The sequence below is a fragment of the Azospirillum brasilense genome (genome assembly GCF_005222205.1).
In the GTDB taxonomy this organism is placed as follows: Bacteria; Pseudomonadota; Alphaproteobacteria; order Azospirillales; family Azospirillaceae; genus Azospirillum; species Azospirillum brasilense_G.
In genome coordinates, this window is record NZ_CP032345.1 from 773,027 (window position 1) to 786,883 (window position 13,857).

The 13,857-nt window shown below is 65.6% G+C and carries 9 protein-coding genes and 3 tRNA genes; all 12 read right to left on the minus strand.

All coding sequences use genetic code 11. From position 1 onward, the window contains the following. Positions 1–7 precede the first annotated feature (7 nt). The 12 genes from rpoC to D3869_RS03970 all read right to left on the minus strand — a co-directional run bounded on the left by rpoC (position 8) and on the right by D3869_RS03970 (position 13,725). Positions 8–4,177 (minus strand): DNA-directed RNA polymerase subunit beta', encoded by a 4,170-nt coding sequence (rpoC, locus tag D3869_RS03915; RefSeq protein WP_094306327.1) that lies wholly within the window; start codon positions 4,175–4,177, stop codon positions 8–10. 100 nt (positions 4,178–4,277) lie between these two features. Next, positions 4,278–8,471, minus strand: coding sequence for a DNA-directed RNA polymerase subunit beta (rpoB, locus tag D3869_RS03920; RefSeq protein WP_094306328.1), 4,194 nt, complete (start codon positions 8,469–8,471; stop codon positions 4,278–4,280). 233 nt (positions 8,472–8,704) lie between these two features. Continuing rightward, entirely contained in the window at positions 8,705–9,079 is a 375-nt protein-coding gene (gene rplL / locus D3869_RS03925; protein WP_014241048.1) for a 50S ribosomal protein L7/L12, read from the minus strand. Between the two features lie 57 nt (positions 9,080–9,136). After that, complete coding sequence (rplJ, locus tag D3869_RS03930) at positions 9,137–9,655, minus strand: 50S ribosomal protein L10 (RefSeq protein WP_014241049.1); 519 nt, start codon at positions 9,653–9,655, stop codon at positions 9,137–9,139. 267 nt (positions 9,656–9,922) lie between these two features. Continuing rightward, positions 9,923–10,624 (minus strand): 50S ribosomal protein L1, encoded by a 702-nt coding sequence (rplA, locus tag D3869_RS03935; protein ID WP_137139011.1) that lies wholly within the window; start codon positions 10,622–10,624, stop codon positions 9,923–9,925. A 4-nt stretch (positions 10,625–10,628) separates the two neighbouring features. Beyond that, positions 10,629–11,063, minus strand: a complete 435-nt coding sequence (gene rplK / locus D3869_RS03940) for a 50S ribosomal protein L11 (protein WP_014241051.1) — start codon at positions 11,061–11,063, stop codon at positions 10,629–10,631. Positions 11,064–11,197: 134 nt separating this feature from the next. Further along, positions 11,198–11,728 carry a transcription termination/antitermination protein NusG gene (gene nusG / locus D3869_RS03945; RefSeq protein WP_038526785.1) on the minus strand — a complete coding sequence of 177 codons (531 nt, stop codon included), beginning with the start codon at positions 11,726–11,728 and terminating at the stop codon, positions 11,198–11,200. 5 nt (positions 11,729–11,733) lie between these two features. Continuing rightward, positions 11,734–11,931: a preprotein translocase subunit SecE gene (gene secE, locus D3869_RS03950; RefSeq protein WP_035675069.1), complete on the minus strand. Its 198-nt coding sequence runs from the start codon at positions 11,929–11,931 to the stop codon at positions 11,734–11,736. Positions 11,932–12,000: 69 nt separating this feature from the next. Next, a tRNA-Trp gene (locus tag D3869_RS03955) sits at positions 12,001–12,076 on the minus strand. Between the two features lie 153 nt (positions 12,077–12,229). Then, the gene (gene tuf / locus D3869_RS03960) at positions 12,230–13,420 is read right to left on the minus strand and encodes an elongation factor Tu (protein WP_014241041.1); all 1,191 of its coding nucleotides are present in this window, start codon (positions 13,418–13,420) and stop codon (positions 12,230–12,232) included. 81 nt (positions 13,421–13,501) lie between these two features. Next, positions 13,502–13,575, minus strand: a tRNA-Gly gene (locus D3869_RS03965). Between the two features lie 64 nt (positions 13,576–13,639). Next, positions 13,640–13,725, minus strand: a tRNA-Tyr gene (locus D3869_RS03970). Between the last annotated feature and the right edge of the window lie 132 nt (positions 13,726–13,857).

Below are 13,857 nucleotides of genomic sequence, written 5' to 3' on the forward strand. Positions count from 1 at the left end.
CGTAGCCTCAGGCCGCGGTGCTCTCGCCCGGATGCGGCAGGGCCGGAGCCTCGCCCTCCTCGCCCTCGCCTTCCGCCAGGGCGCGATCCCGCTCGGCGGCGATCTGCTTCAGGCGGTTGACGACGGAGCCCGTGCCGGCCGGGATCAGGCGGCCGACGATGACGTTCTCCTTCAGGCCTTCCAGGTTGTCGGTCTTGCCCGACACCGCCGCCTCGGTGAGGACGCGGGTGGTTTCCTGGAACGACGCGGCGGAGATGAAGGACCGGGTCTGCAGCGACGCCTTGGTGATGCCCTGCAGGACCGGATGGCCGGCGGCCGGCTTCAGCCCCTCGGCGACGGTCTTCTCGTTCTCCTCGTCGAACTCCTGACGGTCGACCTGCTCGCCCACCAGGAAGGTGGTCTCGCCGGCGTCGGTGATCTCGACCTTCTGCAGCATCTGGCGAACGATCACCTCGATGTGCTTGTCGTTGATCTTCACGCCCTGCAGTCGATAGACGTCCTGGATCTCGTTGATGAGGTAGTTGGCCAGAGCCTCCACGCCCATCACCGACAGGATGTCGTGCGGCACCGGGTTGCCGTCCATCAGCAGGTCGCCGCGCTGGACATAGTCACCCTCCTGCACGGAGATGTGCTTGCCCTTCGGGATCAGATACTCGCGCTCGTCCCCCGTCTCGTCGTTGCGGACGACGATGCGGCGCTTGGTCTTGTAGTCCTTGCCGAACTCCACGCGGCCGTCGAGGTCCGAGATGATCGCGAAGTCCTTCGGACGGCGCGCCTCGAACAGCTCGGCCACGCGCGGCAGACCGCCCGTGATGTCGCGGGTCTTGGACGACTCGCGCGGGATACGCGCCAGCACGTCGCCCGCCCGGACGTGGGCGCCGTTCTCGACCGAGAGAATGGCGTCCACGGACATGAAGTAGCGGGCCTCCAGACCGTTGGCGAGCGTGATGATCTCGCCCCGCTCGTCGCGCAGCGTGATGCGCGGCTTCAGATCCGCACCGCGCGGCTGCTGTCGCCAGTCCACCACGACCTTCGACGAGATGCCGGTCGCCTCGTCCATCACCTCGCGCATGGAGATGCCTTCCACGAGGTCGACGTAGTGGGCGGTACCCTCGCGCTCGGTGATGATCGGCAGGGTGTAGGGGTCCCACTCGGCCAGCTTCTGGCCGCGCTCGACCTTCACGCCCTCGTCGGCCAGCAGCTTCGCACCGTACGGGACGCGGTGACGCGCCCGCTCGCGGCCCTGCTCGTCGAGCAGGATCACCTCGGTGTTGCGGCCCATGACCACCGGGATGTTGGAGGAGTTGATGACGACGTTGCGGTTGTTGATCCGCACCGTGGCATCGAACGCCGCCTCCACCTGGCTCTGCTCCGCACCGCGCTGCGCCGCACCGCCGATGTGGAACGTGCGCATGGTGAGCTGCGTGCCCGGCTCGCCGATCGACTGGGCGGCGATGACGCCGACTGCCTCGCCGACGTTCACCAGCGTGCCGCGGGCCAGATCGCGGCCGTAGCACTTGGCGCAGACGCCGTCCTTGGTCTCGCAGGTCAGGACCGAGCGGATCATGACGCTGTCGATGCCCGAGCGCTCGATGCGGTCCACCGTGGCCTCGTCGATCAGGCCGGCGTTCGGGACGATCAGCTCGCCGTTCAGCGGGTCGATCAGATCGCCGACCACCGTGCGGCCGAGGATGCGGTCGCCCAGCGGGGAGATGACCTCGCCGCCGTCGATCACCGCCTTGACGGTGATGCCCTTGTCGGTGCCGCAATCGGTCTCGACGATGATGGCGTCCTGGGCCACGTCGACGAGACGACGGGTCAGGTAACCGGAGTTCGCCGTCTTCAAGGCGGTGTCGGCCAGACCCTTGCGGGCGCCGTGGGTGGAGTTGAAGTACTCCAGCACGGTCAGGCCTTCCTTGAAGTTCGAGATGATCGGCGTCTCGATGATCTCGCCCGACGGCTTGGCCATCAGGCCGCGCATACCCGCCAGCTGGCGGATCTGGGCGGCAGAGCCACGCGCGCCGGAGTGGGCCATCATGTAGACCGAGTTGACCGGCTTGCCCGGCTTGGTGTCGGAGATGACCTTCATCATCTCCGTCGCCACCTTCTCGGTGCATTCCGACCAGACGTCGACGACCTTGTTGTACTTCTCGCCCTGGGTGATCAGGCCGTCGAGATACTGCTGCTCGAACTCCTTCACCCGCTCCTTGCTGTCGTTGACCAGCTTCTTCTTTGCCTCGGGGATGACCATGTCATCCTTGCCGAAGGAGATGCCGGCACGGCAGGCGTGGCCGAAGCCGAGCTTCATCAGGCGGTCGGCGAAGATCACCGTCTCCTTCTGACCGCAATGGCGGTAGACGGCGTCGATGACGTTGCCGACATCCTTCTTGGTCAGCAGGCGGTTGATCAGCGCGAAGGGCACCGCCGGGTTGCGCGGCAGGATCTCGGACAGCAGCATGCGGCCCGGAGTCGTCTCCACGATGGAGATCTTCTCGTCGCCGTTCTCGTCCACGCCCTTGTAGCGCGCCTTCACCTTGGCGTGCAGCGTCACGACCTTGGCGTCGAGCGCCTGCTCGATCTCGCCGACGTTGGCGAAGGTCATGCCCTCGCCCACCTCGCCCGGACGGTCCATCGTGATGTAGTAGAGACCCAGCACGATGTCCTGCGACGGCACGATGATCGGCTTGCCGTTGGCGGGCGACAGGATGTTGTTGGTCGACATCATCAGGACGCGCGCTTCCAGCTGGGCCTCGAGGCTCAGCGGGACGTGCACGGCCATCTGGTCGCCGTCGAAGTCCGCGTTGAAGGCGGTGCAGACCAGCGGGTGGAGCTGGATCGCCTTGCCTTCGATCAGCGTCGGCTCGAAGGCCTGGATGCCCAGGCGGTGCAGCGTCGGCGCGCGGTTCAGCATCACCGGATGCTCGCGGATGACCTCCTCCAGGATGTCCCACACCTCGGGACGCTCCTTCTCGACCATCCGCTTGGCGGCCTTGATGGTCGAGGCGAGGCCGTACAGCTCCAGCTTGGCGTAGATGAAGGGCTTGAACAGCTCAAGCGCCATCTTCTTCGGCAGGCCGCACTGGTGCAGCTTCAGCTCCGGACCGACCACGATGACCGAACGGCCCGAGTAGTCGACGCGCTTGCCGAGGAGGTTCTGACGGAAGCGGCCCTGCTTGCCCTTGAGCATGTCGGACAGCGACTTCAGCGGACGCTTGTTGGCGCCGGTGATGACGCGGCCACGGCGGCCGTTGTCGAACAGCGCGTCGACGGCCTCCTGCAGCATGCGCTTCTCGTTGCGGACGATGATGTCCGGCGCCTTCAGCTCGATCAGCCGCTTCAGACGGTTGTTGCGGTTGATGACGCGGCGGTACAGGTCATTCAGGTCGGACGTCGCGAAGCGGCCGCCGTCCAGCGGGACGAGCGGGCGCAGCTCCGGCGGGATCACCGGAATGACTTCCAGGATCATCCATTCCGGACGCGACTGCGACGACAGGAAAGCGTCGATCAGCTTCAGACGCTTCACGAGCTTCTTGCGCTTGGCCTCGGACGAGGTGTCCCGCAGCTCCTCGCGGCAGGTCTTCTTCTCCTCCTCCATGTCGAGCGCCGACAGCATGATGCGCAGCGCCTCGGCACCGATGGAGGCGGTGAAGGCGTCCTCGCCGTACTCGTCCTGGGCGGAGACGAACTCCTCCTCGCTGAGAAGCTGGTGGAGCTTCAGCGGGGTCAGGCCCGGCTCGATGACGACGTAGTTCTCGAAGTAGAGGATGCGCTCCAGATCCTTCAGCGTCATGTCGAGCAGCAGACCGATGCGGCTCGGCAGGGACTTCAGGAACCAGATGTGAGCGACCGGCGAAGCCAGCTCGATGTGGCCCATGCGCTCGCGCCGGACCTTCGACAGCGTCACCTCGACGCCGCACTTCTCGCAGATGATGCCGCGGTACTTCATGCGCTTGTACTTGCCGCACAAGCACTCGTAGTCCTTGATCGGGCCGAAGATGCGGGCGCAGAACAGGCCGTCGCGCTCAGGCTTGAAAGTGCGATAGTTGATGGTTTCCGGCTTCTTGATCTCGCCGAACGACCAGGACCGGATGCGCTCGGGGCTCGCGATCTGAATGCGGATCTGATCGAAGCTCTGGGGACCCTGGACCTGGCCGAAAATGTTCATCAACTCGTTCATGACCGTCTCCCGCTGGCAGCGCCGCGTTGTCGGTTAAGGGCAGTTCCCGCCGGAAGGGGCCAACATGGCCCCTCCTCCGGCGGGTTCAAGTCTCTTGGGCTCAGTACGACCGCTGGTTCAGCTCGACGTTCAGGCCCAGGGAGCGCAGCTCCTTGACCAGAACGTTGAAGGACTCAGGGATGCCCGCCTCGAAGTTGTCGTCGCCGCGGACGATCGCCTCGTAGACCTTGGTGCGGCCGGACACGTCGTCCGACTTGACCGTGAGCATTTCCTGCAGCGTGTAGGCGGCGCCGTAGGCTTCGAGCGCCCACACTTCCATCTCACCGAAGCGCTGCCCGCCGAACTGGGCCTTACCGCCGAGCGGCTGCTGGGTGACCAGCGAGTAGGGACCGATCGAGCGCGCGTGGATCTTGTCGTCCACGAGGTGGTGCAGCTTCAGCATGTAGATGTAGCCGACGGTCACCTTGCGGTCGAAGGCCTCGCCGGTGCGCCCGTCGATCAGGGTGACCTGACCGGACCGGTCCAGACCCGCCTTCTCCAGCTGCTGGCAGATGTCCTCCTCGCGAGCGCCGTCGAAGACCGGCGTGGCGAAGGGGACGCCCTTGCGCAGGTTGCCGCCCAGCTCCAGCAGCTCGCCTTCGGTCATGTCGGCGATCTGGTCGTCGTAGACCTTCTCGCCGTAAGCCTCCTTCAGCGTGATGCGCAGCCCGTCCATGGTCTGGGCGGCGTCGCCGCGGCCCTTCATGGCGAGACGGTACTGGTCGATGGCGCGGCCGATCTGCTTGCCGAGGCCGGCCGACGCCCAGCCCAGGTGCGTCTCCAGGATCTGACCGATGTTCATGCGCGACGGCACGCCCAGCGGGTTCAGCACCAGATCGACCGGCTGGCCATCCTCCAGGTAGGGCATGTCCTCCTGCGGCAGGATGCGGGACACCACACCCTTGTTGCCGTGGCGGCCGGCCATCTTGTCGCCCGGCTGCAGCTTGCGCTTCACCGCGACGAAGACCTTGACCATCTTCATCACGCCCGGCGGCAGCTCGTCGCCGCGCTGCAGCTTCTCGACCTTGTTCTCGAAGCGGTTCTGCAGCGCCTGGATCGAGTCGTCGAAGACCTTGCCCAGGCTCTCCACCGTCTCCATCACCTGCTCGTCGGCGATGGAGATCTGGCGCCACTGACCCTTGGTCAGGTTCGCCAGCTCGGCGTCGGTCAGGACCGTGCCGGCCTTCATGCCCTTCGGGCCGGACTGGGCGGTCTGGCCGAGGATGACCTCCTTCAGGCGGGTGTAGAAGCTGCGCTCCAGGATCGCGCGCTCGTCGTCGCGGTCCTTGGCCAGCTTCTCGATCTCGGCGCGCTCGATCGCCAGGGCGCGCTCGTCCTTGTCGACGCCGCGGCGGCTGAACACGCGCACCTCGACGATCGTCCCGGCCACACCCGGCGGCAGGCGCAGCGAGGTGTCGCGGACGTCGGACGCCTTTTCGCCGAAGATGGCGCGCAGCAGCTTCTCTTCCGGGGTCATCGGGCTCTCGCCCTTCGGCGTCACCTTGCCGACCAGGATGTCGCCCGGGCGGACCTCGGCGCCGATGTAGACGATGCCGGCCTCGTCGAGGTTCTTGAGGGCTTCCTCACCGACGTTCGGAATGTCGCGGGTGATTTCCTCCTGGCCCAGCTTGGTGTCGCGGGCCATGACCTCGAACTCCTCGATGTGGATCGAGGTGAAGACGTCGTCCTTGACGATGCGCTCGTTGATGAGGATCGAGTCCTCGAAGTTGTAGCCGTTCCACGGCATGAAGGCGACGAGCACGTTGCGGCCCAGCGCCAGCTCGCCCAGCTCCGTCGAGGGGCCGTCGGCGATGATGTCGCCGGCCGCCACGCGGTCGCCCACCTTCACCAGCGGACGCTGGGTGATGCAGGTGTTCTGGTTGGAACGCTGGAACTTCAGCAGGTTGTAGATGTCCACGCCCGGCGCCGTGGCGTCGGACGAGTCGGTCGCCCGGACCACGATGCGGGTCGCGTCGATCTGGTCGACGATGCCCTTGCGCTTGGCGACGATGGTCACGCCGCTGTCGCGGGCCACCGTGGCCTCCATGCCCGTGCCGACCAGCGGCGCGTCGGCCTTGACCAGCGGCACCGCCTGACGCTGCATGTTCGAGCCCATCAGCGCGCGGTTCGCGTCGTCGTTCTCGAGGAACGGGATCAGCGCCGCGGCGACGGAGACGAGCTGCTTCGGCGACACGTCGATCAGGTCGATGGCTTCCGGGCGGAACATCAGATACTCGCCACCCTGCCGGCACGACACGAGGTCGGCGGCGAAGCGGTTGTCCGCGTCCAACTCGGCGTTCGCCTGGGCAACGACGTAGCGGCCCTCCTCCATGGCGGAGAGGTAGACCACCTCATCGGTGACGCGCCCGTCCTGAACCTTGCGGTACGGGCTCTCGATGAAGCCGTACTGGTTCACGCGGGCGTAGGTCGCCAGCGAGTTGATCAGACCGATGTTCGGACCTTCGGGCGTCTCAATCGGGCAGATGCGGCCATAGTGCGTCGGGTGCACGTCGCGCACCTCGAAGCCGGCACGCTCGCGGGTCAGACCGCCCGGGCCGAGGGCCGAGAGACGACGCTTGTGCGTGATCTCGGACAGCGGGTTGGTCTGGTCCATGAACTGCGAGAGCTGCGAGGAGCCGAAGAACTCGCGCACCGCGGCCGCGGCCGGCTTGGCGTTGATCAGGTCGTGCGGCATGACCGTGTCGATCTCGACCGAGCTCATGCGCTCGCGGATCGCGCGCTCCATGCGCAGCAGGCCGACGCGGTACTGGTTCTCCATCAGCTCGCCGACCGAGCGGACGCGGCGGTTGCCGAGATGGTCGATGTCGTCGATCTCGCCGCGGCCGTCCTTCAGGTTCACCAGAACCTTGAGGATCGACATGATGTCCTGCTTGCGCAGGACGCGGACGCTGTCGTCGGTCTGGAAGTTCAGGCGCGCGTTCATCTTGACGCGGCCCACCGCCGACAGGTCGTAGCGCTCGCTGTCGAAGAACAGGCCGGCGAACAGAGCCTCGGCCGACTCCAGGGTCGGCGGCTCGCCCGGGCGCATGACGCGGTAGATGTCGATCAGCGCGTCCTCGCGGGACGCGTTGCGATCGGCGGCCATCGTGTTGCGGATGTAGGCGCCGACGTTCAGGTGGTCGATCGCCAGCACCGGCAGCTCGTCGACGCCGGCCTTCTCCAGCTTGTCCAGATCGCTCGCCGACAGTTCGTCACCGGCTTCGAACAGGACTTCGCCGGTCCGCTCGTTGATGATGTCGACGGCGAGGTAGCGGCCGGTCAGCTCCTCGGTGGAGACGAGCTGCTCGGTGAGGCCGCCCTCGACCAGCTTCTTGATCAGGCGCGGCGTCATCTTGGTGCCGGCCTCGGCGACGACCTGGCCGGAGGTCGCGTCCACGAGGTCGGAGGCGACCTTCACGCCCTTCATGCGGTCGGCGTTGAAGGGGGTCTTCCAGCCGCCCGACGCGCGGGTGTAGGTGATCGTCTCGTAGAAGAAATTGAGGATCTCTTCCTTCGACATGCCCTGCGCCTCGTAGGGCAGCAGGTCCTTCTTCTGGGCCTTCCGCTCGGCGCGCAGCGCCTCGGTGTCCGCGCCGTCCAGGGCGAACAGCAGCGTGGTGGCCGGCAGCTTGCGGCGGCGGTCGATGCGCACGTAGACGAGGTCCTTGGCGTCGAACTCGAAGTCCAGCCAGGAGCCGCGGTACGGGATTACGCGGGCGGCGAAGAGATACTTGCCCGACGAGTGGGTCTTGCCCTTGTCATGGTCGAAGAAGACGCCCGGGCTGCGGTGCATCTGCGAGACGATGACGCGCTCGGTGCCGTTGATGATGAAGGTGCCGTTGGCCGTCATCAGGGGCATGTCGCCCATGTAGACGTCCTGCTCCTTGATGTCGCGGATCGAGCGCAGGCCCGTGTCCTCTTCCACGTCGAAGACGGAGAGGCGCAGGGTCACCTTCAGCGGGGCGGCGAAGGTCATGCCGCGCTGCTGGCACTCCTCGACGTCATACTTCGGCTGCTCAAGCTCGTACTTCACGAAGTCGAGGACGGCGCGGTCGGAGAAGTCCTTGATCGGGAACACCGACCGGAACACCTCCTGCAGACCCAGGTTGGCCCGCTTCTCCGGCGGGACGTCCATTTGCAGGAAGTGGTCGTAGGAGCTGCGCTGCACCTCGATGAGGTTGGGCATCTGGGTGACTTCCGGGATGCGCCCGAAGCTCTTCCGAACACGCTTTCGACCCGTAAAGGATTTGGCCATGGATGTCCCCAAACGTCAGAATCGTGAGTACGCTCGACCAGAAGCACGCGAACCAGGGTGCTCGCCGCGACGCGGCGATGATCGCGCGGCCCGCCCCTTATGCAGGGACGGAAAGAGCCGGACCGAGAAACCCGGTCCGGTGGAAGGCAGAAAACGCCGTGCGGCGGCGGGCCCCCTCGGGGACCAGCCGCCGTCCGGCGTGGATATGTCTTATCCGTCGCAGCAAGACGGTCTTACTTAATATCGACCTTCGCGCCGGCCTCTTCAAGCTGCTTCTTGATCTTGGCGGCCTCGTCCTTCGACACGCCTTCCTTGACCGGCTTCGGAGCGCCTTCGACCAGGTCCTTGGCTTCCTTCAGGCCCAGGCCGGTGATGGCGCGGACTTCCTTGATCACGTTGATCTTCTTGTCGCCGGCGTCGGCGAGGATCACGTTGAACTCGGTCTGCTCTTCGACCGGGGCAGCGGCAGCGGCCGGACCGGCGGCGGCAACGGCCACCGGAGCGGCGGCGGAGACGCCCCACTTCTCTTCCAGCAGCTTCGACAGCTCGGCGGCCTCGATGACGGTCAGGGCCGAGAGATCGTCGACCAGCTTCTGCAGATCAGCCATTTTAATGCTCCAACAACTCGATGTTCTGGGATGGGTAGACAGCTAGACGGGTGCGGCTCAGGCCGCCTCGTCCTTCTTCGCGTAGGCCGCCAGCACGCGGGCGACCTGGCCGCCCGGAGCCTGGAGAACGCCGGCGATACGGGTCGCCGGAGTCTGGATCATGCCCACGAGCTTGGCGCGCAGTTCGTCCAGCGACGGGAGTGTGGCGAGAGCCTTCACTCCCTCCGCGTCGAGGATCTGGTCGCCGAGAGCGGCACCGACGATCTTCAGCTTCTCGTTGGTCTTCGCGTAGTCGGCCACCACCTTGGCGGCCGCGACGGGATCCTTCGAGTAAGCGATCGCGGTCGGTCCCTTGAAGAGACCGTCCAGACCTTCGAACTGCGTGCCCTGAAGGGCGCGGCGGGCGAGCCGGTTCTTCGTCACCTTGAAGCTCGCGCCCGCGGCCCGAATCTTGCCACGCAGGTCGGTGACTTCCGCCACCGTCAGGCCGAGATGGTGGGTGACCACCACCAGGCCCGTTTCCTGGAGCTTCGACTGCAGGTCCGCGATCGTCGCTTCTTTTTGTGTACGATCCACGGATCGCCTCCTTGCACAGAGGTTTACGAGGGACCCCTTCCCTTTCGGTGAGGAGCCCCGGCGAACCTGTCCCAGAAGTTCGAGCCGTTCCTGAACCGCGGGCGAACCCGCGTGGTTAACGGTTCAACTCCTGTCTGCTCTGGCGGGTTTAAGCCGTTGCCTCCGGAGAGACGCCGGCACCAGCGGTCTTGGACAGGGTGGGCGCCCCCGCAGGGACACCCGATCACCGCCGGTTCCCGAAGGAGCCGGCGGTGAAACTCAGGTCACTCAGGCCGTGGCGGCCAGAGTGGACAGATCCAGCTTCAGGCCCGGGCCCATGGTCGAGGACAGCGAGACCTTCAGCAGGTACTGGCCCTTGGCACCGGTCGGCTTGGCGCGGGTGATGGCATCCACGAAGGCGCGGATGTTCTGCACCAGGGCCTCTTCCGAGAAGCTGGCCTTGCCGACGCCGGCGTGCACGATGCCGGTCTTCTCGGCGCGGAACTCCACGGCGCCGGCCTTGGCGGCCTTCACGGCGCCGGCCACGTCGGGGGTCACGGTGCCGAGCTTCGGGTTCGGCATCAGGCCGCGCGGGCCGAGCACCTTACCGAGCTTGCCGACGACGCCCATCATGTCCGGGGACGCGATGCAGCGGTCGAAGTCGATGTTGCCGGCCAGGATCTTCTCGGCCAGATCGTCGGCGCCAACGATGTCCGCACCGGCGGCCAGGGCGTCATCCGCCTTGGGGCCCTTGGCGAACACGGCGACGCGCACGGTCTTGCCGGTGCCGTTCGGCAGGTTCACGACGCCGCGGACCATCTGGTCGGCGTGACGCGGATCGATGCCCAGGTTCATGGCGATTTCGATGGTCTCATCGAACTTCGCCTTGGGCAGGCCCTTCAGCAGGGAGACGGCGCCTTCCAGCGAGTAGAGCGCCTCGCGGTCGACCTTCTTGTAGGAGTCGGTCAGACGCTTGCCGAGCTTCGCCATGGGATCAGCCCTCCACCACTTCGAGGCCCATCGAGCGGGCGGAACCAGCGATCATGCTCGCGGCCGCCTCGACGTCGTGGGCGTTCAGGTCCTTCATCTTCTTCTCGGCGATGTCACGAATCTGGGTCTTCGTGATCTTGCCGGCGAAAGCGCCCTTGCCGGTGGTCTGCGAGCCCTTGTCGATGCCAGCGGCCTTCTTCAGGAAGTAGCTGACCGGCGGGGTCTTCGTGACGAAGGTGAAGGTACGGTCGCCGTAGGCGGTGATGACCACCGGGATCGGCATGCCGACTTCCAGGTCCTGCGTCTTGGCGTTGAACGCCTTGCAGAACTCCATGATGTTCAGGCCGCGCTGACCGAGCGCCGGGCCGATGGGCGGCGACGGATTCGCCTTGCCGGCCGGAACCTGCAGCTTGATGAAGCCGACGATTTTCTTTGCCATGTCACAACCTCCAGATACGACGCCTCGATACGCTGTCCGGCGTCGCGGGGCTTTGCGGTGCGGCTATGGCGGGCCTTCCGCAGCAGAAAGGAGCACGTGACTTTTAATCACGTGCCCCGGGAAAACTGTTGGTCTCAGACCTTCTCGACCTGGGTGTATTCCAGTTCGACCGGCGTGGAGCGGCCGAAGATCGACACCGCCACCTTGAGGCGGGCCTTCTCCTCGTCGACTTCCTCGACGATGCCGTTGAAGGAGGTGAAGGGGCCGTCGCTCACACGAACCTGCTCGCCCACCTCGAAGGTGATCGAGGGCTTGGGGCGCTCAAAGCCTTCCTGCACCTGATGGATGATCCGCTCGGCCTCACGCTGGCTGATCGGCTGCGGCTTGCCGCCGCCGCCAAGGAACCCGGTGACCTTTGGCGTGTTCTTCACGAGATGCCAGGACTCGTCCGTCAAATCCATCTTGATGAGGACGTAGCCGGGGAAGAACTTCCGCTCGGTGTTGATCTTGGAACCCCGGCGCACCTCGACCACTTCCTCGGTCGGCACCAGGATTTCTTCGAACTTGTCTTCCAGACCCTTCTGGGCCGCCTTCTCGCGGATGGCCTGGGAGACCTTCTTCTCGAAGCCCGAATAGACGTGAACGACGTACCAGCGCGCGGCCATGGCGATCAGGCTCCCAGCCCAAGGATCATACGGACGGCGAAGGCCAGCACCTGATCCACGACGAGGAAGAACAGCGAAGCCAGCACCACCATGACGAACACCATGGCGGTCGTCACGCCGGTTTCCTTGCGGGTCGGCCAGGTGACCTTGGCCACCTCGCGGCGGACGTCGCGCGCGAATTCTGCGGGGTTCACTTTAGCCATCGTAGACCGTGCGGGCTCCGGTGCGACGTGTAGGGCGCGGTCAGCGGCCCGTTCTGGTTCGGTACGGCGTGGCAGGAGTGGAGGGGCTCGAACCCCCAGCCCCCGGTTTTGGAGACCGGTGCTCTACCAATTGAGCTACACTCCTATCGCCGCAGGCTCTACCCCCGGCGGGGAGCGGAGCTTATAGCGCATAGCCGCGTGGCTTGCTAGCCTTTTTATCGGCCGGCATGCCGAAAACGACAGGGATCAATCCCGCCGCCGAACCATGGGGAACGACGGCGGGATCGACACCTTTAACTTACTTGATGATCGAGGCGACGACGCCGGCGCCGACCGTACGGCCACCCTCGCGGATGGCGAAGCGCAGGCCCTCGTCCATGGCGATCGGAGCGATCAGCTCGACTTCCATGGAGATGTTGTCGCCCGGCATCACCATCTCGGTGCCTTCCGGCAGCTTCACCATGCCCGTCACGTCGGTCGTGCGGAAGTAGAACTGCGGACGGTAGTTGGTGAAGAACGGCGTGTGACGGCCACCCTCTTCCTTCGTCAGGATGTAGGCCTCGGCCTTGAAGGTGGTGTGCGGCGTGATGCTGCCCGGCTTGGCCAGAACCTGGCCGCGCTCGACGTCCTCACGCTTCGTGCCGCGCAGCAGCGCGCCGATGTTGTCGCCAGCCTCACCCGAGTCGAGCAGCTTGCGGAACATCTCCACACCGGTCACCGTGGTCTTGACCGTGGTCTTCAGACCGACGATCTCGACTTCCTCGCCGACCTTGACGATGCCGCGCTCGACGCGGCCGGTCACCACCGTGCCGCGGCCCGAGATCGAGAACACGTCCTCGATCGGCATCAGGAACGGACGGTCCTTCGGACGCTCCGGCTGCGGGATGTACTGGTCGACCTCGGCCATCAGCTTGAGGATCGCGTCACGGCCGATCTCCGGCGAACGGTCCTCCAGAGCGCACAGCGCCGAGCCCTTGACGATCGGAATGTCGTCGCCCGGGAACTGGTAGGAGGACAGCAGCTCGCGCACCTCCATCTCGACCAGCTCGAGCAGCTCCGGATCGTCGACCATGTCGACCTTGTTCATGAACACCACCAGCGCCGGCACGCCGACCTGGCGGGCCAGCAGGATGTGCTCGCGGGTCTGCGGCATCGGGCCGTCGGCGGCCGACACGACCAGGATCGCGCCGTCCATCTGCGCGGCGCCCGTGATCATGTTCTTCACGTAGTCGGCGTGGCCCGGGCAATCGACGTGGGCATAGTGGCGGTTGGTCGTCTCGTACTCGACGTGGGCGGTCGAGATCGTGATGCCGCGCGCCTTCTCTTCCGGCGCCTTGTCGATCTGGTCGTAGGCGGTGAAGGTCGCGCCGCCGCTCTCGGCCAGCACCTTCGTGATCGCCGCCGTCAGCGACGTCTTGCCGTGGTCGACGTGGCCGATCGTGCCAATGTTGCAGTGCGGCTTGTTCCGCTCAAACTTTGCCTTCGCCATCGCTTTGGTCTTTCGTTCCCGACGTTCCGGACGCACACAATGGCCCGGCCGAGACCGACATTTCCCTTAGCGCGGGGGGATTGGAGCGGGTGAGGGGAATCGAACCCCCGTCGTAAGCTTGGAAGGCTTCTGCTCTACCATTGAGCTACACCCGCCTGCCATGCCCCGCCCGGCGCTATCGACCGGGAACTGCGATCACGGACAAGCCGTGGAATGTAGTGGTGGAAGGGGCTGGATTCGAACCAGCGTACGCGTACGCGGGCAGATTTACAGTCTGCTGCCTTTAACCACTCGGCCACCCTTCCTCAGGCCCGCTGCGGGACATGCCCGCCGCGGAGTTCGGCACTATGAGAATTTTTCAGGCCTTGTCAACACGTCTGAAGCAGTCCAAACCAGAAAACTGTGAATAACCGCGGCGGGCTTAGGCCTGCCCCCTC

Bases quoted from the DNA above. Each gene is read 5' to 3' on its own strand.
- rpoC (WP_094306327.1), bottom strand. From the start codon at position 4,177: ATGAACGAGTTGATGAACATTTTCGGCCAGGTCCAGGGTCCCCAGAGC.
- rpoB (WP_094306328.1), bottom strand. From the start codon at position 8,471: ATGGCCAAATCCTTTACGGGTCGAAAGCGTGTTCGGAAGAGCTTCGGG.
- rplL (WP_014241048.1), bottom strand. From the start codon at position 9,079: ATGGCTGATCTGCAGAAGCTGGTCGACGATCTCTCGGCCCTGACCGTC.
- rplA (WP_137139011.1), bottom strand. From the start codon at position 10,624: ATGGCGAAGCTCGGCAAGCGTCTGACCGACTCCTACAAGAAGGTCGAC.
- rplK (WP_014241051.1), bottom strand. From the start codon at position 11,063: ATGGCAAAGAAAATCGTCGGCTTCATCAAGCTGCAGGTTCCGGCCGGC.
- nusG (WP_038526785.1), bottom strand. From the start codon at position 11,728: ATGGCCGCGCGCTGGTACGTCGTTCACGTCTATTCGGGCTTCGAGAAG.
- secE (WP_035675069.1), bottom strand. From the start codon at position 11,931: ATGGCTAAAGTGAACCCCGCAGAATTCGCGCGCGACGTCCGCCGCGAG.
- tuf (WP_014241041.1), bottom strand. From the start codon at position 13,420: ATGGCGAAGGCAAAGTTTGAGCGGAACAAGCCGCACTGCAACATTGGC.